At 39.0% G+C, this 26491-nt stretch carries 21 protein-coding genes; 8 read left to right on the top strand and 13 right to left on the bottom strand.

Annotated elements, in window-relative coordinates; translation table 11 throughout:
- The first annotated feature begins 8 nt into the window (after positions 1-8).
- The 3 genes from I6F41_RS01525 to I6F41_RS01515 all read left to right on the top strand — a co-directional run bounded on the left by I6F41_RS01525 (position 9) and on the right by I6F41_RS01515 (position 5339).
- Entirely contained in the window at positions 9-3140 is a 3132-nt protein-coding gene (locus I6F41_RS01525; RefSeq protein ID WP_182683665.1) for an efflux RND transporter permease subunit, read from the top strand.
- A complete protein-coding gene (locus I6F41_RS01520) occupies positions 3140-4552 on the top strand; it encodes an efflux transporter outer membrane subunit (protein WP_197107608.1) in 1413 nt (470 codons plus the stop codon). The genes I6F41_RS01525 and I6F41_RS01520 overlap by 1 nt, the downstream gene beginning before the upstream one ends.
- Before the next feature lie 151 nt (positions 4553-4703).
- Entirely contained in the window at positions 4704-5339 is a 636-nt protein-coding gene (locus I6F41_RS01515; RefSeq protein WP_011329955.1) for a TetR/AcrR family transcriptional regulator, read from the top strand.
- Between the two features lie 59 nt (positions 5340-5398).
- Here the strand turns inward: I6F41_RS01515 and I6F41_RS01510 are convergent, their stop codons facing one another.
- From I6F41_RS01510 to I6F41_RS01485, 6 genes are all read right to left on the bottom strand, one after another.
- Positions 5399-6502 carry a HupE/UreJ family protein gene (locus I6F41_RS01510; protein WP_197107607.1) on the bottom strand — a complete coding sequence of 368 codons (1104 nt, stop codon included), beginning with the start codon at positions 6500-6502 and terminating at the stop codon, positions 5399-5401.
- Positions 6499-7524 carry a tetratricopeptide repeat protein gene (locus tag I6F41_RS01505; RefSeq protein ID WP_197107606.1) on the bottom strand — a complete coding sequence of 342 codons (1026 nt, stop codon included), beginning with the start codon at positions 7522-7524 and terminating at the stop codon, positions 6499-6501. The genes I6F41_RS01510 and I6F41_RS01505 overlap by 4 nt, the downstream gene beginning before the upstream one ends.
- A 59-nt stretch (positions 7525-7583) precedes the next feature.
- Positions 7584-8090 (bottom strand): Ig-like domain-containing protein, encoded by a 507-nt coding sequence (locus I6F41_RS01500; RefSeq protein ID WP_089369205.1) that lies wholly within the window; start codon positions 8088-8090, stop codon positions 7584-7586.
- Between the two features lie 11 nt (positions 8091-8101).
- Positions 8102-9694 (bottom strand): DUF4331 domain-containing protein, encoded by a 1593-nt coding sequence (locus I6F41_RS01495; RefSeq protein ID WP_197107605.1) that lies wholly within the window; start codon positions 9692-9694, stop codon positions 8102-8104.
- 171 nt (positions 9695-9865) lie between these two features.
- The gene (locus I6F41_RS01490) at positions 9866-10549 is read right to left on the bottom strand and encodes an anti-sigma factor (RefSeq protein ID WP_197107604.1); all 684 of its coding nucleotides are present in this window, start codon (positions 10547-10549) and stop codon (positions 9866-9868) included.
- The gene (locus I6F41_RS01485) at positions 10546-11070 is read right to left on the bottom strand and encodes a sigma-70 family RNA polymerase sigma factor (RefSeq protein WP_011329961.1); all 525 of its coding nucleotides are present in this window, start codon (positions 11068-11070) and stop codon (positions 10546-10548) included. Before I6F41_RS01485 ends, I6F41_RS01490 begins: the two co-directional genes overlap by 4 nt.
- A 354-nt stretch (positions 11071-11424) precedes the next feature.
- Here I6F41_RS01485 and I6F41_RS01480 point away from each other — a divergent pair, with 354 nt between their 5' ends.
- Positions 11425-13053 carry a diacylglycerol kinase family protein gene (locus I6F41_RS01480; protein WP_197107603.1) on the top strand — a complete coding sequence of 543 codons (1629 nt, stop codon included), beginning with the start codon at positions 11425-11427 and terminating at the stop codon, positions 13051-13053.
- 50 nt (positions 13054-13103) lie between these two features.
- Here the strand turns inward: I6F41_RS01480 and I6F41_RS01475 are convergent, their stop codons facing one another.
- Together I6F41_RS01475 and I6F41_RS01470 are read right to left on the bottom strand one after the other, a co-directional pair.
- Complete coding sequence (locus I6F41_RS01475) at positions 13104-13412, bottom strand: VF530 family DNA-binding protein (protein WP_011329963.1); 309 nt, start codon at positions 13410-13412, stop codon at positions 13104-13106.
- A gap of 54 nt (positions 13413-13466) precedes the next feature.
- Entirely contained in the window at positions 13467-13769 is a 303-nt protein-coding gene (locus I6F41_RS01470) for a YnjH family protein (RefSeq protein ID WP_011329964.1), read from the bottom strand.
- 206 nt (positions 13770-13975) lie between these two features.
- On the opposite strand from I6F41_RS01470, the gene I6F41_RS01465 reads away from it, so the two are divergent.
- A complete protein-coding gene (locus I6F41_RS01465) occupies positions 13976-14209 on the top strand; it encodes a TIGR02647 family protein (RefSeq protein ID WP_011329965.1) in 234 nt (77 codons plus the stop codon).
- A gap of 35 nt (positions 14210-14244) precedes the next feature.
- Here I6F41_RS01465 and maiA read toward each other — a convergent pair whose 3' ends face one another.
- Positions 14245-14877, bottom strand: coding sequence for a maleylacetoacetate isomerase (maiA, locus tag I6F41_RS01460; protein ID WP_086995698.1), 633 nt, complete (start codon positions 14875-14877; stop codon positions 14245-14247).
- Positions 14878-14883: 6 nt separating this feature from the next.
- The gene (hmgA, locus tag I6F41_RS01455) at positions 14884-16185 is read right to left on the bottom strand and encodes a homogentisate 1,2-dioxygenase (RefSeq protein ID WP_182683659.1); all 1302 of its coding nucleotides are present in this window, start codon (positions 16183-16185) and stop codon (positions 14884-14886) included.
- Between the two features lie 166 nt (positions 16186-16351).
- On the opposite strand from hmgA, the gene I6F41_RS01450 reads away from it, so the two are divergent.
- On the top strand, positions 16352-16783 hold the full coding sequence (locus tag I6F41_RS01450) for a MarR family winged helix-turn-helix transcriptional regulator (protein ID WP_197107602.1): 432 nt from the start codon (positions 16352-16354) through the stop codon (positions 16781-16783).
- 55 nt (positions 16784-16838) lie between these two features.
- On the opposite strand, the gene I6F41_RS01445 is transcribed toward I6F41_RS01450, so the two are convergent.
- The 3 genes from I6F41_RS01445 to I6F41_RS01435 form a co-directional block, all read right to left on the bottom strand.
- Positions 16839-19928 carry a TonB-dependent receptor gene (locus I6F41_RS01445; RefSeq protein WP_197107601.1) on the bottom strand — a complete coding sequence of 1030 codons (3090 nt, stop codon included), beginning with the start codon at positions 19926-19928 and terminating at the stop codon, positions 16839-16841.
- A 318-nt stretch (positions 19929-20246) separates the two neighbouring features.
- A complete protein-coding gene (locus I6F41_RS01440; RefSeq protein ID WP_197107598.1) occupies positions 20247-23453 on the bottom strand; it encodes a TonB-dependent receptor in 3207 nt (1068 codons plus the stop codon).
- Between the two features lie 28 nt (positions 23454-23481).
- Positions 23482-24348, bottom strand: coding sequence for a S1/P1 nuclease (locus I6F41_RS01435; protein WP_197107596.1), 867 nt, complete (start codon positions 24346-24348; stop codon positions 23482-23484).
- Positions 24349-24560: 212 nt separating this feature from the next.
- Here I6F41_RS01435 and I6F41_RS01430 point away from each other — a divergent pair, with 212 nt between their 5' ends.
- A complete protein-coding gene (locus I6F41_RS01430) occupies positions 24561-25451 on the top strand; it encodes a hypothetical protein (protein ID WP_231613331.1) in 891 nt (296 codons plus the stop codon).
- On the top strand, positions 25448-26395 hold the full coding sequence (locus tag I6F41_RS01425) for a hypothetical protein (RefSeq protein ID WP_197107592.1): 948 nt from the start codon (positions 25448-25450) through the stop codon (positions 26393-26395). The genes I6F41_RS01430 and I6F41_RS01425 overlap by 4 nt, the downstream gene beginning before the upstream one ends.
- Positions 26396-26491 lie beyond the last annotated feature (96 nt).

Raw genomic sequence — 26491 nt, 5'->3', positions numbered from 1 at the left:
GAGTTTAAATGTCACGATATTTTATCGATAAACCGATATTTGCTTGGGTACTCGCTATTATTGTTATGTTAGCGGGTATTTTAGCAGTTAAAAGTTTACCTATTGCACAGTATCCTTCTATTGCACCGCCTGCGATTAGTATTACTGCAAATTACCCAGGTGCATCAGCGCAAACCTTAGAAGACTCTGTAACTCAAGTTATTGAGCAAAAAATGAAAGGGCTAGACGGCTTGTTATATATGTCGTCAACGTCAGAGTCGAGTGGCTCAGCAACGCTTACATTAACGTTTAATGCTGATACAGACCCTGATATTGCTCAGGTTCAAGTACAAAACAAATTAGCAACCGCAACGCCGTTGTTACCAGAGGAAGTACAACGCCAAGGTGTTGTAGTAGCCAAAGCGGCGCGTAACTTTTTATTAGTATTAGGTTTTGTGTCTAAAGATGGCAGCATGACTAATATTGATATTGGTGATTATGTAGCCTCAAACGTGCAAGATATTGTTTCTCGTGTTGATGGTGTAGGTGAAGCGCAGTTATTTGGCTCGCAGTACGCTATGCGTATTTGGTTAGATCCAGCAAAATTACAAAACTTTAAGTTAACGCCAAACGATATTGGCGCGGCAATTACTGCACAAAATGCGCAGGTTTCTGCCGGCCAACTCGGTGGTATGCCTGCGATTGCAGGGCAGCAGTTAAATGCGACAATAACGGCACAAAGCCGTTTGCAAACACCTGATCAGTTTGAAAACATTTTAGTTAAAACCAATAGTGATGGCTCAGTAGTGCGTCTAAAAGATGTAGCTAGAGTAGAACTGGGCGGTGAAAATTATGGTGTAGTTGCACGTTTTAATGGTGATCCGGCTGCGGGTATTGGTATAAAGCTTGCCAGTGGTGCTAACGCACTAGATACCGCAGAGGGCGTTAAAAAAGCATTAGAGGACTTAAAACCGTTTTTTCCTGAAGGTTTAGATGTTGTTATTCCTTACGACACCACACCATTTGTATCTTTGTCGATTGAAAAAGTAGTACACACGTTAATTGAAGCTGTGATACTTGTGTTTGTTGTAATGTATTTGTTTTTACAAAACTTTCGTGCAACGTTAATTCCTACTATTGCAGTACCTGTTGTACTACTGGGTACGTTTGCAATTTTGTATACCTTTGGTTATTCAATCAATACGTTAACTATGTTTGCTATGGTACTTGCCATTGGCCTGTTGGTTGATGATGCGATTGTTGTAGTAGAAAACGTAGAGCGTTTAATGACTGAAGAAAAACTCTCGGCATTAGATGCAACACGTAAATCAATGGACGAAATTAAAGGCGCATTGGTAGGTATTGCTATGGTGCTGTCGGCAGTATTTATTCCGATGGCGTTTTTTAGTGGCTCTACCGGTGTTATTTACCGTCAGTTCTCTATTACTATTGTGTCGGCAATGGGCTTGTCGGTATTAGTGGCACTTATTTTAACGCCTGCATTATGTGCAACCTTACTTAAGCCAAGCCATGTACACGATAAAACATCATTTATTGGACGTTTTTTCTCTGGCTTTAACCGTGGTTTTGATAAAACAAACCGCGGTGCACAAGGTATTGTTGGGCGTATGATCAGCCAATCAAAGCGCTACTTACTTATTTATGGTGTGCTTGTGGGTGGTATGGTATATGTGTTTTCAAGCTTACCAACTGCTTTTTTACCAGACGAAGACCAAGGTATATTATTTAACCAAGTAATGTTGCCTGCAGGCTCTACCATTGAGCAAACGTTAGGTGTAGTTGAAAAAGTAGAAAACCATTATTTGAATGATCAAGCCGAAGCGGTAAGTTCTATCTTTACGGTAACAGGCTTTAGTTTTGCCGGTTCTGGGCAAAACTCAGCAATTGGTTTTGTGAGCTTAAAGCATTGGGATGAGCGCCAGCGTGACGACTTATCGGTAAATGCAGTAGCAGGTAAAGGGATGGGGTATTTTTCAACCATAAAAGAAGCGTTTGTATTTGCTTTCCCACCACCGGCAATTGTAGAGCTTGGTACAGCTAATGGCTTTAATATGTTTTTACAAGACCGCGTAGGCTTAGGCCATGACGAGCTATTAAATGCACGTAATATGCTATTGGGTATGGCAAGTAAAAGCCCTGTTTTAGCGGGTGTGCGTCCAAATGGCCAAGAAGACATGCCAGAGCTGCAACTTGATATTGACCTTGCAAAAGCGGAAGCATTGGGCGTTACTCAAACCGATATAAATAGTACTTTGTCTACCGCATGGGGTAGCCGCTATGTTAATGACTTTATTGACCGCGGCCGCGTGAAAAAGGTATACATGCAAGGCGAAGCTGATTCGCGCATGGTGCCAGAGGACTTAAATAAGTGGTACGTGCGTAATAATAATGGCGATATGGTGCCGTTTGCAGCATTTGCTAGTTCGCACTGGTCTTACGGCTCACCACGCTTAGAGCGCTACAATGGTTTTTCTGCGATGGAAATTCAAGGTAGTGCAGCACCTGGCTATAGTACAGGGCAGGCTATGGATGAAATGGAGCGTTTAGTTAAGCAATTGCCAAACGGTATTGCCTCTGAGTGGTCAGGTATATCTTATCAAGAACGCTCAAGTGGTGGGCAAGCGCCTTTACTGTATGGCTTGTCGCTGTTGTTTGTATTTTTATGTTTAGCTGCGTTATACGAAAGTTGGTCAGTACCATTTGCTGTAATGATTATTGTGCCACTGGGTATATTTGGTGCGATTATGGCGGCATTAATAGGTAACTTATCAAACGATATTTACTTACAAGTAGGTTTGTTAACCACCATAGGTTTGGCTTCTAAAAACGCGATATTAATAGTTGAATTTGCTATTCATAAAATGGAAGAAGGCCTGAGCTTAGTGGATGCTGCAATAGCTGCTGTTAAACTGCGTTTACGCCCAGTATTAATGACCTCGCTGGCCTTTATTTGTGGTGTTGTACCTTTGGCTATTGCGTCGAGCGCAGGGTCGGGTGCACAAAATGCGCTGGGTATCTCTATTATTGGTGGTACTTTAGCTGCCTCTACCTTAGTGGTGTTATTTGTGCCTTTGTTTTTTGTTTTAGTACGTAAAACATTCTCAAGTAAATCGGCAGTAGCAACGAAGGAGAGCGAATAATGAACTTAAAAACATTAGGTTTAAACGCACTTACTTTAGCTGTATTAACGGGGTGCCAACTTGCCCCAGAGCAACAAGAAATAGCTTTACCTGTGCCTGATGCGTATGCATCGGGTGCAGAGCAAGCGCAAGCTACGCAGCTAAATTGGCAGCAGTTTTTTAATGATGAAAAACTGCAAGCGTTAATTGCACAGAGCCTTGAGCATAATAAAGACTTACAAATTGCTGCATTAAATGTGCAGCGCGTGCGTGGCTTATATCAAATAGAAGACTCGGCATTATTTCCATCGCTTGATATAAATGGCTCTGGATCGCGTCAGCGCTTGCCGGGTGATTTATCGAGTACTGGTGAGCCGCGTATTAATTCGCAGTACAGTGCTACCGTAGGTATTACCTCGTATGAGCTTGATATATGGGGCAAGGTGCGCAATCAGTCAGCGCAAGCACTGCAAACCTTATACTCTTCGCAGCTGAGCCAATACAGTATGCAAGTGTCGCTTATTGCTGAGCTTGCTAATGCCTGGCTTAACTATGCAACCGACCAGCAGTTATTAGCACTGGCCGAGGAAACCCTAACGTCGCAACAGTCGTCGTTATCACTTACTCAACAAAGTTTTGATTTAGGTGCTGCATCAGCAATTACCCTAGAGCAACTTAAAAGTACGGTTGCTACAGCTAAAGTTGATATAGCAAAGTATAAGCGTTTATTAAAACGCGATAAAAATGCGCTTGATTTACTAGTAGGTAATAGCGTTGCCAGTGATTTACTGCCAAATGCATCACTTAATCATTTACTCGACTTACCAGAAGTACCGGTTGGTTTACCGTCTGATTTACTCACGCAACGCCCTGATATTAAAGCGGCTGAGCATCAGTTGTTAGCGGCTAATGCAAATATTGGTATTGCGCGTGCTGCGTTTTACCCAAGTATTAGTTTAACCGCTAATGCGGGTACTGCATCAAGCGACTTAAGTGGTTTATTTGATGGTGGCTCGGGTACGTGGAGTTTTGTACCGACTATTAATTTGCCTATTTTTAATATGGGCCGTAACCAAGCTAATTTAGATGTTGCTAAAGCGGCGCAACAAATAGCGCTTACCACCTATCAGCAAAAAATTCAGCAAGCGTTTCGTGAAGTTGCTGACGTACTTGCAGATAGAGAAGGTTATAACGCCCAACTAAGCGCACTTGAGCAGTTAGTGCAAAGTCGTCAAGCAACCTTTGATATTTCGCAAGCGCGTTACGACAAAGGTGCCGACAGTTACTTGCAAGTTCTTGATTCGCAAAGAACTTGGTACAGTGCCCAACAGCAGTTAATTACGGGTAAGCAAGCATTACTTGCCAGTAAAATTAACTTATACAAAGCAGTTGGCGGCGGTTGGCAAGTTACCTCACCAGCGGTGCAAGATTAAGTAGTCTATATGGTCTATAGCTTTTGCTATAGGCCATCACTAGAATGTTAAATTTATAATACTTCTAATTTAACAGCGCTTTATTTGCTGTAACTAAATATTTAGATGCAATTGGTTTTTATAATAGACAGGTTAAATAGTGGAGTTGTAAGTGACCCATAAAAGTAAAAGACATGCAGATCCTGCATTAGTCGAAGCACGGCGCACACAAGTACTAGATGCTGCAGCAGACTGCTTTCGTCGCAAAGGCTATCATGGGGCAGGCATGGCTGAAATTGCAAGAACTGCGGGTATGAGTGCCGGCCATATCTATAACTACTTTGAAAGTAAAGAAGCAATAATAGAGAGTATTATTGAGCAAGATATGCAAGAAATGTTTTCTATATTTCAAGAGTTTGAAGAGCAGCCTGGCGATATCCTCACAATACTTTTAGGCAGTTTGCACAAAGGAGTGCAAAGGCATATGGATACCGGGGCGTGTGTAATCGATTTAGACATGATGGCAGAAGCGGCCAGAAACAATAAAGTGGCTACGTTACTACACGAGGCTGATACCCAAGCGCGCGATAGAATGAGACAGTTATTAATTAGCGACAGAAGCTTGTTAAAATCACACTCAGAGCAAGAACTCGATAGCCGTATTAATGTTATTTTTTCGATGATGGCGGGCTTATTTCTTCGAAAAATGCTCTACCCAGAACTCACCGAAGAAACAGTATTAATAGCACTTCGCCCAGCGATGAAAACGCTACTCATGCCTTTTGAAGTGCATGACGAAGTACTGTAAAAAGTACTGTAAAAATCACTATAAAAAGTACTCAAAATTGGTATTAGGGCGGTTACAGGTTAAAACCGCTCGACTGACCATTGTAATGCAATCAGTGCTATAGCAAATGAACCCACCGGCATTAACCATTTTTTATACCACTGATAGCCTCTTATGCTGATTAACACCGGCAATGCTATGAGTAAAATACTGAGCTGACCAATTTCTACCCCTAAGTTAAATGCTACAATACTCAATAGCTGATAATCGCTCGACAACCCCAACTCACCCAATACACTGGCAAACCCCATGCCGTGCAATAAACCAAAGGCAAATGTTACCCAACCTAAACGTAATACCAGTGGCCATACATTATTAAGTGCAGCAAAAAGTACTGACAGGGCAATACCTAGCTCTACCCAGCGGCTATTAGGCGATACTAAATTCATAGCGGTTGCAGTAAGCGTAATTGAATGGGCTAGGGTAAAGGCGGTAACTATCCACGCGGTGTGTTTAATAATTTGTTTTTTTGAGCTAATACCTTGCCATTGTTTTTCGGTGCGGGTAAGTACGCAGGTAAGTAATAAGGCGATTAAAAATAAAATATGATCAATACCAATCCAAATATGCAATATTCCTTGATATACATATTGATTAAAGGTGCTTAAGTAGCTTGATTGGCTAAAATTAAATGTTTGTTTTGCGTTAGCTGCGCTAAACACTCGCGATAAATTATTAATATTTACAATGGCTTTGTGGTTACCATCGGTATTAAAAAAGGCGCTGTAATGTAAGCTAGTTTCAGTTTGATCAGCGCAGCTAAACAGCAGCGGTATTACTAAATAGGGTTGATTAAAGTGACTATCTAATTGATACGCCCCTTGGGTAGAGAGCGTGCATGCCTGTTGTTGCTGAATTAGCTGTAAATTAGCATACACAAAACTATTAATAGAGCTGCGTTTGGCTTTTATTTCAGCCCAGGTTATTTGTTTATCGTTATTAATATCGAACGCCACGACTTGCTCTAAATCGGTTATATTTACTTGCCACTGACCACTATACTGATTTTGGCTAGCAGCGGTATTATTTAAAGTTATATAGCCGGTACTTAACTGATGAGCAAAGCTATTAGTGGCCACTAATAGCTTTGCTAAAGTGAGAATAAATACACAAAATGTTTTCATAGTGTTGCTCGCTGCATGGCTTTGGCTTGTATTAATAATTGCTTATCGGTGCTCATTTTAGCTTGTTGCCAATTTATATTGGCCCAGTACAGAGCTTTATCACTATTTGGCGCTACTGCAATATAATAGTGGGCTAGATCACTGGCATGAAAGGTATCTTGACGCAGTTCGCGCAGCGCCACACGGCTTTTCATCATTGTTTGCCACTTTGTACTAACCGCATTAGTATTTTTTTCAGCAATAGCCAACCTGAGTAGAATAGCATCTTCTAAATTACTGTTATCTGTTAGCAAACCAGCTAAAGTATTGAGCACTTGCTGCGTGTTATTAAGTGCTAATTGAGTATCGGCCCACAGTACAATAAGGCTCACCGGCGCAGACTGTAAATCGACATGGCTAATGTAGCTCAGCGCAGTTTGGTAATTATTTAATCGATAGCTCATTTCACTTAGTACATGGGCAGTGGCTAAGCTAATATTTTTATTATGGGTAATCTTTTTTAATGCATTATAACTTTGTATTAGTTGCTCTTGCTGGCTTTGTACATCTAACACGCAAGTACTTACGGTAATAAGGCTTACTTGCCCAATTAATGCCGTACAATGCCCTTTGGCAGCAGTAAATTCACCTTTGGTCATGTAAATATTAGCCAGTAATAAATGACTATTACTGTGATTTGGCTCAGCAACTAATACTTCAGTGGCAATTTTAATTGCAGCATCAAATTGGTGCTCTTTTTGTAGAACTCGTGCATATAAATAACCAATTAGTGGAGTGGGGTTTTGGCTATACAAAGTTGCTAAATGTGTTTTTAACACACCTTGCAAACGTTCAGTTTGCCCAGCATATTGGCTATTTATAACTAGTTCGTTTATTTCAGCAACAGACAGTTGAGCTACTATATTTGAGTTGCTAGGGGCAATAATATCATTATCGGCGGGGGTAAAAGCACTGGCAAATACATTGCTTGAAAATAACATACCCACAAGTAGCAAAATTAATTTGGTGTAAGATAATTGCATTTTATAGTCCTTTTGAAAAAGCCATCCGTGGCCTGTCAGCTTTGATTATGACTTACTGATTAATTACCTGTTGCAGGGTGGAGGCCACCAACATCTGTTTCGGTGTTGGTAAATACTCGGCCGTTAATAGACAGTGGCTCAGCGTTAGCAGGTTGATTAAATGCATCGGTTGCAAACTGAGCAAAGTCGACTTGCAACGCTTCAATAGTAATACTTATCGTTGCTGTTACTTGGTTGTTAACCCCATCAGACACACCAAACATAAAGCTATCTGACCCTGTTTGTTCTTTATTGGGCGTGTAGGTGTATGTGCCATCGGTATTTACAACTACGCTGCCGAGTGTGGGCTGTGTTGTTATGCTGTAGGCAAGTGTGTCGCCATCGGCATCTGCTGCGTCAAGCATGTCGTTAATAGCCACCTCAGTTTGCGTGGTAACCATGGCATCGCTTGCTGTGGGAGCAACATTAACAGCCACTGTTGGCTCGTTGTCATTATCGCTACCACAGCCGCTCATTGCTAAAACACTTATAAGCAAATATGCCTGTGTATATTTTAAATTACGCATTGTTTTACTCCTTATTTAGAACCCGCAAGTGGGGTAGTAAGGTAGGGAAAGCTTGCATCCATCATAGTGGCATTTACAGGTGCACCATCGGTAAATTGCACAGTACCTACTTCAGCATCCTCTGGTTTACAAAGCCCTAAATCAGTGTCTACGCCTGCTACCGGGATAGGGTGACATAAACGACCCATAACAACTCTTAGTGCTATATCAACAACGTCATCACCTGGGCGACGGCCATTTGGAAATCCGGCTAAATCATTACCTACTACCCCAAATGTTGATTGTTCAGCTTGTGCTGTTGCTGCAATTTTAGTGTTTAAACGCAGCATTTCTGATGGCGTTACTGTTGTTTGCTGGTTAACACCGGAAAAACCAGTTAAAAATGCGGTTATAAGGTCATTACGTGGAAAGTTTGTAGGTGCAAGCGTTGCAAAATTTGTCCCTAGGGTGGTATTAACCGCATCTTTAAATAAAATATTTAATAGTTCAGGCAGTGAAGGATGCGACACATAATCTAAAAATTGGCCATCATCTTTAGGATGCGCAGTAGAGAAGGTGTCTTTATCTTTAATACCAATTACTAGCTCATTAACCAGTGGGTTACCTAAACGCGAAACTTGCGTTAATGCGCCGCCGTTAACTGCGTTATTTGCAAACTTAGCATTAGGATTTAAAATACGCGCTTGCGGTAAGCTTGCTGTTGTCCACGAACCAATTACGCCATTACCTGAGCCAACCACACAGCTTTTAGGTACTTCAATTGCTATAGAGGTAATGTTTTTATCAGCTAAATCATCGTTATCTGCCGATTGTGTTATGCCACCAGGAAAGCCCGAGCCATCACCAGCACCCGCAGCACTGTCGCCTTCAACGGGTACGTAGTTTACTAAATCAAAGGTTTTGCCTAGGTTAACTACAAAAGGGTCTTTACGTTGACCAACGAACACTTTAGCCATGCCATCACAGTTCGCAATAGCGACTTGATACATAAATTGGTCGGCATACATTTGGTAATCTTGCTTTGAGGTAAAGGTTTTATTACCTACATAATCAAGCGGTTTATTAAAAGTAGTTGAGCTAGTAGTAGTGTTACTAAGCTGTACGCTAGTGCCTGTTTTTTGCGGACCGTTGATCATTCTTACGGTGTAAGATTCACTAAAGTTAGCTGCACTATCATTACCTGCCGTAATACCGCCGACATTTTTTAGTGGTACAGATACAGTACGCTGATTGCCCTCAGGGCCTACGGTTAATTGCACACCTTGATTATTATTAGGCAACATACTTTTAAAGTTAAATGCAAAAGTAATATCTTCAACAGCGTCACCATCGTTATCAATGTGAATGCTGTAAGTAGCATCTGGATCCATGGCAAAGTAATTAGGACCACCGTAGGCATCTTGCAATGGAATGTAATTAGCAATCAAGGTAACAAAGTCACCACGACCTTGCTCATAACTATTAAAAACATAAAAATCGGTAGAGTCTAATGTTGGAAAACGACTGATATTAGGCGCTTCTCTATGGCTTGATGCTTCACTTGGTGCACTTGCAAAAGTAGCACATATAACAACTGCGAGTATTGATGGAGTAAAAGCTTTCATGACTTTGTCCTTTAGTTTTTGATTGAAGTCATTAGTAATACGAGGCAGGGTTTAAATTGGATGCAAGAAAGTTAACTTATCTTTAATTTATGTGCTTTATTTGTTAATTATTGCTATTTTTAGCTCTAATACCTTATTACTGAAAAAAGATAAAAGAGCTGTTTTTAGTAATTATAAAAGTACTAATTCGGTGGTATAGAGTACTTCGCTTGGTGAGCCGTTTGGCGAGCCGCCAATAGGTTCTAAACTTACAGCCAATAGAGCAACATTACTGGCTTTAAAGCGGCTGTTTTTAGCTAGCGTTTTGCTACCTGTTTTAGGGAGTAAGCCCAGCGATATTGGTGCGTCTTGGTCTTTTAGTATCATCCACAGCTCATAGTCTTTATCTGTTTTAGCAACAAGCTGACTACTTGCCTTAATTGATAAAGCCTGCTCATTAACATCAATAAACCATAACGGTTGCTGCGCTTTATTTTGCACTAATGCAATTTGCTGAATATTGCTAACATTAGTGGCCGGTTGCATTACTAAAAAGGCTAATACAATTGAAGCTGCTGTAGCAACAAACGACCAAGTGCGCCAAATTGAAGGTTGTGTACGAATTATTGTTTTCGTTGGTTGGGGCTGGTTTTCAATTTGTTGTAATATTTTTGGCCATAAGTCGTCACTTGGTGCTAGTGGCGTAATAGCGCTGGCTAAATTATTTAAATTTTGCTCCCACATTGTTGTGGCCTCACGTGCTTTGCTGGAGTTGAGGAGTAATCGCTGAAAACGCTTACGGGTTGAGCTTGATAGCGTACCAAGTACATATTGCCCTGCAAGTGCATTTAATACCTCGGGTTTATTATAATTCATAGGGTTAAACACCTTTGTAGCTGAACTAGTCCACGGCGGATCCAACTTTTTACCGTACCTAAAGGCGTGTCGATATGTTCAACTAATTCACTGTGGCTTAAGCCTTTGTAATAGGCCAAGTGAATCGCTTGTTTTTGCTGTGGCTCTAATTGCTCTATACAGCTTACGAGTTTGGTGTTTTCGGCATAACTTACCTCAATATCGTGCTCGTTTATATCGTCGTCGCCTAGTGATTGCTCCTTGCGCACTTTGTTGTAGCGCAGCGCATCAAGGCTTCGGTATCTAACAATGCTGATCATCCAGCTAATAACCGTTCCCTTAGATGAATTATACTCAGATGCGTTATGCCAAATTTTAATAAAAGCTTCTTGCAATACTTCTTCCGCATGCGCTCTGTTTGTTAACATATTTAAAGTTATAGCAAATAATTTTCCGCTGGTTTGCTGATAAAGATTAGCGAATGCGTGTTTATCGCCTTGAGCGGTTGAACACAAAAGGGGGAGTAAATCGTCGTTTTCCATGATTACCTTAATATTTTTATTATTAGTTAAATAAACGTGTGAGAGTTGTTTGTGGATGCAAAAACATGCTTAGATGTGCTTATAGATTAGCTGTAATACAGCTCAATACAAGTAAACAAAGAGTATTGCTGTTACTTTATACCAGTGTGAACAATTAACCTACTATAGTGTAAAAGTAGCTACGGTTTATAAGTGGGCTAATAAAAGGCTTAATAAATAAAAATTAAAATGTTAATTATCAATAACATAACTAGCGAGGAATAAGTAAATGCTGGCGTGAAATTTGCTTTTACAATATTAAGGCATGATTAATAAATATAACAACAACGAGCATATATTATAAAAGGAGAACATATGTGGGCTGCAATTAGTTACTTACTATTGGCATTTATACTCATATTTATTGGCTGGGAAGTTAACTCAATTTACTTTTCGATTGTATTTTATTGGAGTGCATTGTCACTACTTTTAGTGGGGGGCGCTTATATATTCGATATAGCAAAAGTGTTTAGAAAACGAGAAAACGGCGTTATCCCTTTTTATATTCGCTGGGCGTTTATTCCTTTTTTATTTGGCGCACAATTATACAATGCGTGGGCTCGTAAACACGATAAAGTGCCGCCTATTCAAAAGATTAATGAACATTTGTTTTTGGCATGTCGATTATTTCCCTCTGACATAGATACGCTAAAAGAAAACGGTATTACCGCAATACTTGATGTAACGTGCGAGTTTGACGGTTTAGAGTGGAGCTCTACGCAAGAAAACATTAATTATTTAAACATTCCGGTACTCGATCATAGCGTTCCTACGCATTCGCAGTTAAACCAAGCAATTAATTGGATCCATCATCATGTACAAAAAGATCGCCGTGTGGTGGTGCATTGTGCTCTAGGGCGCGGGCGCTCTGTGTTTGTAATGGCGGCCTACTTGCTTAGCCAAAATAAAGATGCCGATGTGCATCAAATACTGGCACAAATAAAAGAAACTCGCGAGACAGCTAATCTTAATAAACGCCAATTACATCACTTAGCTAAGCGCCATAAAAAAGGTGAGTTAGTAATTAAAAACAAAGCATTTTTGATTGCAAATCCAGTGTCGGGCACAAAAATGTGGCAAGACAAACAACACCTAATTATTGCTAGTTTATCGGCTTATTACGACTTAACCGTATTAACAACCTCAAAAGAAGTTAACGGCGTAGCGCTTGCTAAAAAGGCAATAAAAGAGCAGCCAGATATTATTATTGCTTGTGGTGGTGACGGCACAGTGACAGAAGTGGCCAGTGTATTAGTGCACACTAAATGCAGGTTGGGTATTATTCCGCTAGGCACGGCTAACGCATTAGCGCATGTGTTAATGGGCATAAAATCAAAATTTATTCCTGTTGAACAAGCCTGTGATTTAATTATTGATGGGCAAACAAGTTTAATCGACACAGCTTATTGTAACGACGAGCTAATGTTACTACTGGCAGGAATTGGCTTTGAACACTCCATGATTGAAAAAGCCGACCGTGAAGCTAAAAACAAATCTGGGCAACTGGCCTATTTAAATGGTTTTTTACAAGCTTTTGGTGAACAAAAAGCACAAGTATTAACGATAAAGCTTGATGATAACGAACCAACGCAAGTGAGTACCAATAGTTTTATTGTTGCTAATGCCGCACCATTTACTACTTTGCTAGCTCAAGGTGGCGGGCAGCCCGATCATAGTGACGGGCTTCTTGATGTGAATTGGTTAATACCCAATAAAGAAAATGGCACTACAGTACTGAGTATTGCCGAGCTTATGTTTAGCAGCATTACACAAACACATTTAGCTATTAATTCGCATCATACAAATGCTAAAAGAGTGGAAGTAAGTGCAGAGCAAGAGATTAAATACGTAGTAGATGGAGAGGTGAAAACTTCTAACAAATTAGTTATTACAATCTCACCTGGATCATTAAACGTTATTTGCAAAGAACAGCTAGATAAATAATACACGGCTATAAAACTATAAAACGGCGTTATTACACGCCGTTTTATTATTTATTTTTTGATCGAAGGCCAAACAAAGCCCGATGTATCAGGTGCTCTATCGGAAGTGGGCCTTGGTGCACTTTTGGGTCTACGAATTGGCTTGTTATTTATGGTATGAATATAAAGTGCTTCTACTTTATCTCGTGCCCATGGGGTTTTACGCAAAAATTTTAAGCTCGATTTAATGCTTGGTGCATCAGTAAAGCATTTAATTTTAACCTGTTCACCCAAAGTTCTCCAGCCAAGTCGTTGCTCTAACTCAACAAGTATTTGTTCTAACGTTACCCCATGTAAAGGGTTTTTAGGTTGATTATCCATAGCTACACTACTTATTTAAACTGCGCATAGTGTAACTTAATTCACTCGTAGAGGCTAATTCACTGTAATTGTAGCGGGCTTAGTAGGGTAAATAGCATTGCCTTGTTTGTCGAGTTTAAGCCAAATTAGTTGACTGTTGTTATGTTGTACAAATTTAGCCCCGCAAATAAGCGTAAATGAGTGTATTTGTATTAACGCTCCTTCGCTGTAGCGTTTATTGTCGTACCAACAACTTGTGTCGGTATTTACAAACTGATTAGCATCGATAACAGAGTGGGTTTTAATTGTATTAGCATGGCTGAGTAGCGAATAGCTTAAGCAGCTAATATAAAAACATAAGATTAATAAATGGCGCATTTTAGTCTCAAATTGTCGCGGGTTTAAAAATAATACACTAAGCTAAAAAACATGCTAGGGTAAGGTATACACAAACACCATAAAAATGCGTAATTGGGTATTTTATAGCACCTTAACATTAGACAGCTGCTTATAAAAAAGGCGCTTTCTTGACTTGGGTATATTTATATTTAGTAAAACACAGAACAATAAATAGGTGAAAATATATGCAATTTAACCAAACAATGATCGATGAATTTACACTATTAGCTAAATTTCCGCGTGAAAGTAAAATGCAGGGAATTAAACTTCATTCAGACGCAGAGCCTAGCTTGTTAAGCGCCGCACAACGTTTATTTGATAAAGGAATTATAGATAGCCCAGATGGCGGTTATTTAACTGATCTGGGCTTAGAATTAATTGACCATGTAACTGTGGTGCACAGTGCCTTACAAGGCTAATTTTCTGGGTTAATTACCTAGGCTAATTATTTAGACTAGGTTGCATCAGGTTGATTTTGTGGTGCGGCATCAATAAATGCATCGAGCTTATTACAACGCTCATAAATGGCTGCTATTTTAGGATATGCGGCCATATTTACATTAAAACGAATAGCATTAAATACCTGCGGTACTAAGCATACATCGGCAAGGCTTGGTTGCTCACCCACACAAAAAGCGTTATTACTATCAAGTAGATGCTCTACTTTTTCAAACCCTACTTCTACCCAGTGGCGATACCAAGTGTTTTTAGCCTCATCGTCTACCCCTAGTTCGTTACTTAAATACTTGAGTACGCGTAAATTATCTAACGGATGAATGTCGCAGGCTATGGCGTAACTTAAATTACGGATTTGTGCTTTTTGCCACGCGTTACCAAATAATAATGGCGTTGTGTTTGGATGGCTTTCTTCAAGATACTCTAAAATAGCCAGAGATTGCCCAAGCACACCGTCAGCTGTTTCAAGTGCTGGGAGTAAACCTTGTGGGTTTTTATCTAAGTAGGCTGCACCTAATTGTTCAGACTTTAGTAAATTAACACCAACCAATTCGTGATCAATGTTTTTTAAGTTAAGCGCAATACGCACCCGGTATGCGGCAGATGAGCGAAAATAACTATAAAGTTTCATGGTTTATTATCCTTGTGATCCAGTAAATTGCTTTTTAATTGTGCGCCAGCAATCAGTGTAGTTAGTTTGGCGCTCTTTGCCCTCAAGAGCGTATTTAGTTGGGGATATGATATAACGTGATTCAAACATAAATGCCAGCGTATTATCATAACGTTGTGGCTCAAGCTGGGCATTAGAGGCTTTGTCGAACACGTCGGCTTCAGGTCCATGTGGCGACATACAATTGTGTAGACTCATACCCCCGGGAACAAAGCCATGCTCTTTAGCATCGTAAACGCCTTCTATTAAGCCCATAAATTCACTCATTATATTGCGATGAAAGTAAGGAGGGCGAAAGGTGTTTTCGGCCACCATCCAGCGTGGAGGAAAAATAGCAAAATCAATATTAGCCACGCCTTCAGTACCTGATGGCGATGTAAGTACGGTAAAAATAGAAGGATCTGGGTGATCAAAGCTCACTGTATTCATTACATTAAAACGTGCTAAGTCATATTTATACGGCGCACTGTTACCGGTCCACGCAACTACATCTAGAGGCGAGTGGCCGATATCACAACGAAACATGTTGCCGTTAAATTTAGCCACTAATTCAAACTTACCTTCTATATCTTCAAAAGCAGCAACTGGGTATTGAAAGTCACGATCGTTGGCAAAACCGTTAGAGCCGACCGGGCCACGCTCAGCTAATTCATACTGATGGCCATAGTTTTCACAAATATAACCGCGCGCAGTCGCTGTTAATAGTTGTACCTGAAACTTTATACCACGGGGAATAACCGCTATTTCGCCCGCTTTTATGGTTAAATTACCACACTCAGTTTTGAGCAATAATTCACCTTGCTGCGGTACAAACAACATTTCGCCATCGGCATTATAAAAATAACGTCCGTCCATCGATTTATTAGCAACATAAACATGAATACCAATACCGGTTTGGCCATTTGCACTACCATTAGCGGCCATAGTAATTAAGCCATCAATAAAATCAGTTGGTTGCTCTGGGATATCGATAGGGTTCCAGCGCAGCATAGTTGGTGGAGTTACTACTTCGGTAATAGGCGCAGTGCGAATTAAGCCATTATCCATTGCGATATAATCGCCTTGAATAACAGAGGGACGAATACGGTATAGCCAACTACGACGGTTTTGTGCACGCGGCGCAGTAAACGCGGTTGTACTAAATTGCTCTGCATATAAATCGTACTTTACTTTTTGCGGACTAAATTGTCCGATAGGCAATGCACCAGGCAAAGCTTCGGTTTCAAACTCATTACCAAAACCAGTCATGTATTTTAATTCGGTAGCCATTAGCAACTCCTGTGAGAGTGGGGTAGTTTAATCTTGTTATTATTTAAGTTAAGATACTCTCAAGTGAGACTAATTTCAAATTGCGTAAGTTAATTCACTGTAAATAATAATGAACAGTCATTTCCAGTTGAATTAAAACGCAGGCCCAACAAGTGATGCCACAACGATGAAGATCAATTTAGATACGTTTTTACCTTATCAATTAACCAATATAGCTACGCTTGTGAGTAACGACTTTGCCAAAGTGTATAAACGTGAATTTGGCTTAAATATTCCGCAGTGGCGCATACTCGCTAACTTAGCGCAATATGGGCAAAGCACAGCTAAACAATTATGCACGCAAGCTGATATGGATAAATCAACGGTATCGAGAGCGGTAAAAGCTTTAATAACTAAAGGTTTTGTTTGCAGCAAAGTGAATGAGCAAGATAAACGTGCTGCATTTTTAATGCTATCTGATGAAGGCGAGGCTCTGTATAAAAAAATCACCCCAGAGGCACTTGCATGGGAAGCGCAGCTCCTAAATACACTCAGTGACGATGAGCGCCAGCAAATGATGAGCATTTTTGAAAAATTAAAACATCAGTTACAGCCATAAAAAAAGCCCATCATAAGATGGGCTCTAAACTAATTAAAATTATTACCTAATTGTATTAGAAAGTGTATTTTACGCCTACACGCATTTCCCACAGAGATGGTTTAACATCAATGCTTGCACCCGATGGGTTATTAAAGCTGTTAAACACATACTGTCCATTCACGATATCTGCAGAAACAGCACTTTGAAATGAATTACCTGTTTCTAGCACGCCCCAATCGTCATTCAGCATATTACCGATGTTTTTAATTACAAAGTAAGCTGAGCCTTTTTGATCATCAGTAAAGCCCATAAACTCCTGCTCAACTTTGAAATCAAGCGTCACCCACCAATCACCATCAATACTATTACGCTCTTGGATCTGACCACGAGCTAAACCTTCACTATTAACCCACTCATCAAACGCTGCTTTATCAAAGTTAGCGCCGTAAACAACTTTACTATCATCTAAGGTAGGTACATATAGTAATTGACGACTGCTGTCATTAAAGCCTAAGCCACCAGAGCGAGAGTCAAACGCATAAGAATAAGGACTGGTTTGCGATGCCTGACCAAATAGATTGAACTTAGTGTCATAACCATCAAATATTTCATGGTTATAAGATAAGCTCATAGTAAAGCGATGTGGAATTTCGTAGTTTGATGCAGCAAGCCCTGGGTTTTCTGTATCTGATACTGCAATATTATGGTAGTTAGAAAATGCAACAGAGCTTGTCATTGGATGCACATCTTTTGCTACTGTATAAGCATAAGAAAGCGCTAAATCAATGCCGTTATCAAAAGATTTATTCATTGCTATGGATAAAACATGTGAATATGCGTCGTCACCTTTAACATTAGTTAGCATTAGATCAGACTCACGAGGATGTAAATCATCACTGTAAACAGGGCGGCCATCAGGTGCTACTGAACTTTTTACATTTGCCAGGTTGCTAATAATTGCGGAGTCTTGTTTGTCGGTATATAGATAATCAACATTAAATACATACTCACTCTCGGTAATATAAGTACCACCTAGCGAGAATTTCCACTCAGAAGGGATTTCAAAATTAGGGTCTGTTACATTGGTGCTTGCATCAGCACTGCCTTGACCAACATTATCAAATAAGTCTTGTGGGATATCGTAACCAGGCTGACCATTACCGTTAAATGCAATAGCATTAGGGCCTAAAATTTGTAGGTTTTTTTGGTTTACCTGAATATTACGCACACCATCATTAGAATAGCTGTTAGATACCCATACGTTAGGGTTACCACCAGAGTATAAGCCGACACCACCACGAAGTTCTAACTGATCGTTATAAATCCAGTTAACGCCTAAACGCGGTTGTAACAAATCTATACCGTCTAAGTTTTGGCTATTAGAAAAACCATAACGATCTTCAAAATTTTGGTTATGAGTTGGCTTGTCATCGCTGGTATACCAGTCGTAACGTAGACCTACAATGAATGATACATCGTAATCGATTAACTCAAACTTGTCTTGTGCGTAAAGAGTGTTAAGTGCGTACTTAAATTCACCCGCTGCATCATCAGGGTTATGACTTGAAGCATTACCATAATAAACACGCGCTACACCATTTTCAAAGTCTTCGATAGAGTTAAAACGATACTCACCTTCATTATGCTGTACGAATAAGTTAAATACATCTAGCTCTTCACGTTCGTAACCAAATGAAAGCTCATGATCTTCTAAGTAGTATGTACCGGCTAGTTTAAGAGATAAATTATCATACTTGAGTTTATTTGCTTGACGTGAATCATCTGGGCCAAGATAAACATCTATATCACCTGTATCAATACGGAATTCACCAAATCCTGAAGCAGCATCTAAAGAATCTTGGCGGTTATCTAATTTTGAGTAACCTATACGCATTTCTGTTGAAAAGTTATCTGTCCAATCAGAGTAAAGTGAGGTGACATAAGATTGTAGCTCAGCGCCACGCTCATAAAAGTGGCTTGATAATGCGAGTTCATTTGCATCAGCATCTGACTGCGCTAAACTAAAGCCATCATTATAGTTATACACAAAACTAGCACGATGATCGTTGTTGATGTTCCAATCTAGTTTAACTAATATTTTTTCATCTTCAACAGGCATGCTAGGCGTCATATTGCCAACATCGTAATTATAGTTATCTTTAGCTATTTGGGTTATACGATCCACAGTTGCTTGATTAATTCGACCATTCGCAAATGGGGTATATGCAAATATTTGTGCGCCTTCAAGTTTTTCATAAGAGGTAAATAAAAATAGTGTATCTTCAATTAGTGGCAATCCAACGTTAAAACCATAACGCTTTTCTGAGTAATCACCAAGTTGCTGTTTATTACCTTTAATGGAATCGCCCGACATTGAGTCGTTAGTATAATCATAGAAGAAGCCACCAGTTAATTCGTTGGTACCTGATTTAGTCACTGCATTGATATTACAAGAGGTAAAACCACCGTATTGTACGTCAAATGGTGCTAGTTCTACGGCAACTTGTGCAATAGAATCAAAAGAAAAAGGCATTCTTTCGGTAGGGTAACCACTTGAGTTAAGGCCAAAGTTATCGTTCATACGAACACCATCAACCGTTAAGCTATTAAAGCGAGGGTTGCCACCACCACAATTAATTGCACCGGCATTTGTTTCGTCGATATAAATACGAGGATCGGCGCGAATAATATCTTTTAAATCACGATTAATTGCAGGTTTGTTTTCTAAATCATCTAATGTGAAAAATGTAGCTGGACCTGTACTACCTGATTGTGAGCTTATTGGTGCGCCGCTTACAATGATTTGTTCCATTTCTTGTGAGCGAAGAGCAACGGTTACAGGGTAAGTTTGTCCTAGCGTTAAATAAATATCTTCAACTTGAGTATCTTGATAAGTATCAGAATCAACAATTATTTTATAAGGACCACCAACACGCAATCCCTTGGTCGAGAAGTTACCTTGTGCATTAACTGTTGCGGTCTTTGTTGAACCCGATGGTATATGAATAATTGTAATTTGAGTATCAACAGCTGGATTACCATTTGGACCCGTAATCTGACCTTTAACAGACGATGACGTTTCGTTGGCGATTGCAGCACCACTTACGCCTACACAGGCTGCAATAGCGAGTGATAGAGCTGTTTTACGAAGTTGAATTTTCATTTTGTTTTCCCATGTAGTTTATTAAACTTTTTATATTTATAAAGTATTTGCACTAAACAAACGAACCAAATTCATGCAGTACTAAATCTATACATATTATACATTAGTTTATGTTTACAAATAAGCTACAAGTGTAATGTTTTTTATGTTTATAGATTAATGCTACGGATTATTAATGTTAATAATGAAATGTTCGTGTTGTAAAAGAGAGTAAATACTATTTATGACAAATAGATGAAAAAGGGAGTTTAAATGAAAAAACCCATTACAAAGTTGTAATGGGTTTAACTAATATAAAGCGTAATGTTTTATTAGGTATTAAAACTTATAGCTCACACCAATTTTAGCTTGCCATGCAGATGATGACGTAGAAATTTGGCTATAATTGCGTACATCAGCACCGTTATGACGATTGTTGATAATGTATCGGCCTTCATCATCTATTCCAGCTAGGTCATATACAGCTTGATCAGAGTAGCCTAAACGCTTTTCAACACCCCAGTCGCTATTAAGTAAGTTAGCAAAGTTATCAATCATAAAGTAAACCTCACCTTTATGGCCTTCAGCAAAACCTGGGATCTCTTGTTTAACACTAATATCCATAGTAGTAACCCAAGGTTGAGTTCCTGTATTACGGTTTAGAATTTGGCCACGCTCAGAAATACCAGCACGGTTAAGTAGCGTTTCAAGTTCGCTCCACGACAAACCAGATTCATCCCAGTTTACATTTGCATCATCAGCACCCGTTGGGATGTATGCAAGGTAAGCCGAGTTTGAATAAAAGTCACGTGTATCGCCTAAATCATCTTTTTCATAAAGACCCATTGTATAGCTAAATGGGCGGCCAGAGCGACGCTCAAAGTACATGTTAAACTTGGTTTGGTAGCCAGAAAAAAGCTCAGTATTATAGCTCACATTAACCTTAAAGCTATGCTCCACTTCGTAAGCACCACGCTGTGCTAAATCAACATTACGGCTTTGTGTTATTGTATGTTTATAATTACTTTGTGCTTGTGATGATGAACCACCTGAAGCTTCTGTAATATCTTGATGTGCATAACTGGTAGATATATATAGGCCGTTATCCCACTCTTTAGCAAGTGCAGTAGAGAAGATTACCGAGCGCCCATCTTCAGCTGAGTTGGTCATTGCTATATCAAAGTTATCTTTTAAGTCACCTTCGTAGATACCTCCATAAATAATACGATCGCCATCAGCGGTTGTTCCAACAGGTTTGATTGCTGTGTTATGCCATACAGCCTCATTTTCTTTTTTATGGTAGGCAATTTCTGCTTGCCATTTAAAGCCATTACCTAAAAATTCTGAGTCAAATTCATAATCAAAACCAACTTGCGCACGGATGCTTGAAGGTAATTTAAAGTTAGGATCAATATAGTTAGTGCTACCCGCACCTTGTACTAATGAACCTTTTATTTCGTCTGGAACTTGAGTGAAATCGACGTTATTATTTGCATAGTAACCATCAATTACGCTTTGTGGTGCGTCAACAAAAGTAAGACCGTCTTTTTGGAATGAGTTGTTATACCAAACGTTAGGAATACCGCCTTGGAAACGACCTACGCCACCATTGATAGTAAGAGCCTCTGTTGCATAATATTTGAAACCAACACGAGGTAAAATAATATCTACACCATCAAGGTTTTCTTGGTTAGTAAAACCATAGGTTTCTAAAAACTTTTCATTCAATGTTGGTTTATCGTCAGATGCCAAACGCTCATAACGTACACCCGCAGTTACTTCTAAATCATCAGTAGCATAAAACGTATCTTCTACGTAAAGAGCAAACTGACTGCGCGTTGCATCGTAAGCAGTATCTGCTGAGTTGTTGGTATAGGCATTACTGTAAGTAAAGTCATGTTTACCTTTGTAATTACCTACTTCGCGGTTTTCGAAACCAGCAAAGTTATCAAACTCCCATGAGCCTAAAGAGTTGGCTGCAAATAAATTATATAAATTTAAAGATTCATACTTAGCACCAAACTTAATTTGGTGTTCGTCTAATAAGTATGTGCCATCAAAAGTTAGTGTTAAATTTTCAGTCGCTGCTTTATTGGCATGACGGTATTCATCAGTACCAAACTGATAAGCTGGTCCACGGAAATATTCTTCAACTTTAACACTACCAATTTTAGAATTAGTGATGCTGTCAGATGTTACATCTTTATAAGCAATACCAATTTCAGTAGAGAAGTCTTCATTCCAATCTGAGTAAAGCTTGGTAGCAAAGTTGTTGAATTTAGTCGCGTAAGTGTAACGATTTGAAGCAAGTGAAACGGTACTGCCACCAGTACCAAAATTACGCTCGTCTTTATCGTCTTGCCATTGGTATGTAAAGTCTAAACGATGGTCATCGTTGATGTTCCAGCTTAACTTAACCAATAATGACTCATTGGTGTCTTTAGGGTCGCCACCAAGAGAATCTTGCATACCGTACACGTTATCTAATATAGATAAAAACTGATCAAAGCTTTCTTTGGTTACATCATACTCATTAGCAGCACCAGAGCCTTCAAAACCATAGTCTAAATCTAACTCGCTCTTCCATGCATTGTAGTTTACAAAGTAAAAAAGCTTATCCTCTAGTATTGGTCCGCCAAAGTTAAAACCGTAACGCGCTTCTGTTTGGATTGGCTTTACTTGTTCAGTAACAAATGTTCTGTGGCCATCTTCATCTAAAGCTGGTCTGCCATTTGCGTATATTTGTGAAATACTGTCTACATCCCCCGCCATATCTGGGGTTGATGTTTCGTAAAAACCAGAGAACTTAAATTCGTTAGTACCTGACTTTGTTACTGCATTTATAGTACCGCCACCAAAGTTGCCTTTAGCTGCTGAAAAAGGAGATACGTCTACAGAAATTTGTTCAATTGCATCAAGTGCAACAGGTGGCTGCGCTGTAGGGTAGCCGCCATAGTTCAAACCAAAATCGTCGTTTTGGCCAATGCCATCAACAGTTAAGCTATTACTACGTGGATTATTACCAGCAAAGGTTAGCTCACCACTACCATTAATGCTGGCAAGTGGGTTTAAGCGAGCAATATCTTTAATATCGCGGTTAAAACTTGGCATGTTTTGAATTGTATCTTCGCCAAAAGAGCTGCTAGAACCACCTGATTGTTGTACTATTTTATAGCCAGAAACTTCAATTTTTTCCATGTTTAATGGTCTAAGCTGAGAGTTTAAGCGATAAGTATCACCTAATTCTAGGTAGATGTTTTCAAGCGTAGTGTCGTTAAAAGTATCAGAGTCGATTATTACTGTATATGGACCCCCAACACGTAAACCATTAGCTATAAAAGTACCACTTGAATTGGTTGTAAGTTCACTTACAGTTCCAGTAGGACCATGAATAACTTTAATTTTTACATTTGCAGCACTTTCACCAGATGGAGTAGTGATTTTACCGCGCATTGCAGATGACGTGTCAGCAGCCATAGCACTTGCAGAAACACCAAGAGCTAAAATAATTGCTCCGGTTAATTTCGAAAGGCGAAGTTTATTCATTATGTTGTTTTCCCGTATTAAAAGTTACTTAGTTAGTTGTTTTTTCGCTAGTTTGCATCTTAAGTGCACTGACTAACGGTGTTGCTGATTCATCAAATAAACTATTTAATAAACCGGCGAGTCTTATTCCGCTTTGTTGCAGTCGAGTTTTAATTATTGGCATATGGTTAAAAATGTAACTATAGCTAATATCTGTTTCATTTTTATTATAGATTGATTCTGCTAAGTTGTTTGATTCTACTAGCCAACTAGTAGGGGTACTGGTTAGGTACTCACTAATTAAAGTTTGATTATTAGTATTGATAAAGTCAGCAAATTCAGTATATGAGAGGTTTTCGCCTTCAATTAACTTACTGTCCCACAAACTGTGTAGGTTGGTTTCTTGACCAAAATATTGCACCTTTATACGGTTACCGCCGCGGTCATCTGCACGCCCAGCATGAAAAGGCTGATGGCTGTCGCCTACCAGATGCACTAAAAAGCGTAAACTAAACTGCTTAGCATCTAATGAACTTTGCTCGTTTTGAAGTACTTTAATTGAGTAATGAATGCCTTCAAGGATGTTGGTAACAGATTCTTTATTTTTTGTATGAGAATGATTGAGTGAAATAGGTTTGTTTGCAGATGTATTTATATAATGCCAGCGTGATGATTTTCTTTGCCAAAAATCACCAGGAGCAGAGCGCATTTCATCTGGCCAAGTAGAAACTTGTGCTAAAGATTCATTATTTAATAACGGCAAAAGTTTTGTTTTTGTTGTTTCACTAAGGTGAGACTCTGCAATTTTAGCTATGATCCTGTGTCCATTTTGACCCCATGCATGAGCATTAGTACAAACAAGTACAGCACTGACAACCAGCGTTGCTTTAACTGAGGACATTAAGTTGTTACGCATTTGGTTTCCTTCAAATTATTATAGGGTCAAAATCACTAATCCGGTCAATTGTCCTTGTTTATTTGGAAGATAGAAAGGTGTTAAGAGCATTCATATTAACTAGTAGGTAAATTAATTAAATCAGCTACTTATAGTTAATAGGTAAAATTACTTATTGCAATAAGTAATTAAAATTGTTCAAATAGGCTAATAATAATATTAGGATGTTTTGTTTGAACATTAAATACGTCATTTATAATAAAATGCTGTTAATTGTATTTTTATATTTGTTAATTGTTTTGGTGTGGGTGTGTGGTCAACTAAGTGTTGATAGCAGTGAGTTACGCTTTGCAAAATTAATAGAAACATCAATTGAATGCCAAACATCTGCAATTAAAAATGAAAACCAGTTAATCATCTTCGCGCCATCAAAAAAAATAGCAGGTACATTAGCACATAGCTTATGTACAGATGATGTGGTAGCTAAGCAGTACGGGGCGGTTGTAAGTTACTGGCGCTATAACACGACGGAAAGCTTTGAATTTGTAGGAAAAGGCATTGCCGATCTCATTTTAACTAAAAACAATATTATGGATGCATTTAAAGCCGAGACTACCTATAGCTACCAGCCTGTAGTTGGGTTTTCTGATTACACTGCATTTTTTATTTCGGCTAAAGAAAAACCTAAAATAACAAAAGAATACTTTTTGGGTAAGCGCATTGGATTATTAGATTATCCAACCAGTCGCTCAGGGCATATATTGCCTAAGCAAGTATTTAAAGAGTTGGATATTAACCTCGAAAACTTAAATATTGTTTATGCTAGCTCTCACGATGCCTTACGTGATTTATTGGCTAACGGCAAAGTTGATCTTATAGCTTCATTTTGGCAAGAAAGTGATGCAAAACGCTTTTCAAAAAACTATATTACACCGCTAAAAAATAATATTTCAGGCACGCGTTGGTATTTAAAAATGCCACACAATAATACCGATCTATTATGCTCGGTACAGGCGCATTTATTAGCCATGTCGCAAGAGCAATCTCTTCATTACTATAAAGGTGCGCAGTCATTTTGGCAGTGTGATAATGACGTTGTAACTTATAAGCGAGATGAAATATGAGTAAGCAGTTATTTTCATTTATTACGCTATTCATTTTTTTATTACTTTGTAGCGTATTTTATTACTCAGTAAGCTATAAACAACAGCAAGTGCAAAAGCTTAATATAGCCACGATAGAAAAACAGGTAGCGTTGGATTTACCTTTACTCGAGCTATCTAATGACCTGCTTAAGTACTCCAGTAATATAGATAATATAAATAGTTATTTAGAGCAGTTAAATTCGCAACTAATCGGCACTAATTTGTTATTGTTAAATATTGTCGCTGATAAAAAGCTATCAACCACATTAACCGGAGCACAGTTTTTTACGCGTTTAACGACTAGTATTGGCCCTGTTTTTTTAGTTTTTGATATAAAACCACAGCCATGGCCGTGGCGTTATATTTATTATTATGTCGCTATTTTTATGTTAAGTGCTTTTGTTAGCCACTGGCTGAAAACGGTTATTACAATAGAGCAAAAAAGTAAGCAATTAGCTACGCTGCAGCCTGAACCTGTTGAGGAAAGTAAATCACCCGTGTTAGTTATTAATCTAAATACTAAGACGGTGTCAGTTAATATTAATCCGCAATACCAAGTATGTTTAGCAAATAAACCACTTAGCTTTTATTTAGCGCTTATTGAATTTTGTAACAATAATAGCGATGTTGTGCTCAGCCATAATAAAGATGTACCTGATGAGCTGATTGAATTAGCTAATAAATATTTTTATCGATTAGTAGAGCTGGGACACACGATCCGCAAGCGCCCTAACTTTAATAATAGCCTTGAAAAAACATTGAGCGAAATACGCGCGGCGTTAGATGAAGTGTTGAGTGAATACCCGCAACAAAAAGAAATTTTTTATCCGCCTAAGGCGTTTGGAGAAGGGTCTCGTTCGCGGCTACACAGTTACGGGTTAGTTAATATTGCTAAAGGCGATTTAGAAATAGTAGGTAAGTAATATTAGGGTCTGTTTATCTTTCAAGGTTGAATTTGCAGCAGTGTGTTTGGTATTTAGGCAAGGCAGAGCCTATGTGATGTGGTTATTCCCCATAAA

It is taken from the genome of Pseudoalteromonas sp. SCQQ13, assembly GCF_015864415.1.
In the GTDB taxonomy this organism is placed as follows: domain Bacteria; phylum Pseudomonadota; class Gammaproteobacteria; order Enterobacterales; family Alteromonadaceae; genus Pseudoalteromonas; species Pseudoalteromonas nigrifaciens.
The sequence above is the reverse complement of the archived record's forward strand: the minus strand, read 5'-3'. Positions and strand labels throughout refer to the sequence as shown.

Bases quoted from the DNA above. Each gene is read 5' to 3' on its own strand.
- I6F41_RS01425 (WP_197107592.1), top strand. From the start codon at position 25,448: ATGAGTAAGCAGTTATTTTCATTTATTACGCTATTCATTTTTTTATTA.
- maiA (WP_086995698.1), bottom strand. From the start codon at position 14,877: ATGAAACTTTATAGTTATTTTCGCTCATCTGCCGCATACCGGGTGCGT.
- I6F41_RS01520 (WP_197107608.1), top strand. From the start codon at position 3,140: ATGAACTTAAAAACATTAGGTTTAAACGCACTTACTTTAGCTGTATTA.
- I6F41_RS01485 (WP_011329961.1), bottom strand. From the start codon at position 11,070: ATGGAAAACGACGATTTACTCCCCCTTTTGTGTTCAACCGCTCAAGGC.
- hmgA (WP_182683659.1), bottom strand. From the start codon at position 16,185: ATGGCTACCGAATTAAAATACATGACTGGTTTTGGTAATGAGTTTGAA.
- I6F41_RS01475 (WP_011329963.1), bottom strand. From the start codon at position 13,412: ATGGATAATCAACCTAAAAACCCTTTACATGGGGTAACGTTAGAACAA.
- I6F41_RS01465 (WP_011329965.1), top strand. From the start codon at position 13,976: ATGCAATTTAACCAAACAATGATCGATGAATTTACACTATTAGCTAAA.
- I6F41_RS01440 (WP_197107598.1), bottom strand. From the start codon at position 23,453: ATGAATAAACTTCGCCTTTCGAAATTAACCGGAGCAATTATTTTAGCT.
- I6F41_RS01445 (WP_197107601.1), bottom strand. From the start codon at position 19,928: ATGAAAATTCAACTTCGTAAAACAGCTCTATCACTCGCTATTGCAGCC.
- I6F41_RS01525 (WP_182683665.1), top strand. From the start codon at position 9: ATGTCACGATATTTTATCGATAAACCGATATTTGCTTGGGTACTCGCT.
- I6F41_RS01450 (WP_197107602.1), top strand. From the start codon at position 16,352: ATGAAGATCAATTTAGATACGTTTTTACCTTATCAATTAACCAATATA.
- I6F41_RS01495 (WP_197107605.1), bottom strand. From the start codon at position 9,694: ATGAAAGCTTTTACTCCATCAATACTCGCAGTTGTTATATGTGCTACT.
- I6F41_RS01490 (WP_197107604.1), bottom strand. From the start codon at position 10,549: ATGAATTATAATAAACCCGAGGTATTAAATGCACTTGCAGGGCAATAT.
- I6F41_RS01510 (WP_197107607.1), bottom strand. From the start codon at position 6,502: ATGAAAACATTTTGTGTATTTATTCTCACTTTAGCAAAGCTATTAGTG.
- I6F41_RS01480 (WP_197107603.1), top strand. From the start codon at position 11,425: ATGTGGGCTGCAATTAGTTACTTACTATTGGCATTTATACTCATATTT.
- I6F41_RS01505 (WP_197107606.1), bottom strand. From the start codon at position 7,524: ATGCAATTATCTTACACCAAATTAATTTTGCTACTTGTGGGTATGTTA.
- I6F41_RS01500 (WP_089369205.1), bottom strand. From the start codon at position 8,090: ATGCGTAATTTAAAATATACACAGGCATATTTGCTTATAAGTGTTTTA.
- I6F41_RS01470 (WP_011329964.1), bottom strand. From the start codon at position 13,769: ATGCGCCATTTATTAATCTTATGTTTTTATATTAGCTGCTTAAGCTAT.
- I6F41_RS01435 (WP_197107596.1), bottom strand. From the start codon at position 24,348: ATGCGTAACAACTTAATGTCCTCAGTTAAAGCAACGCTGGTTGTCAGT.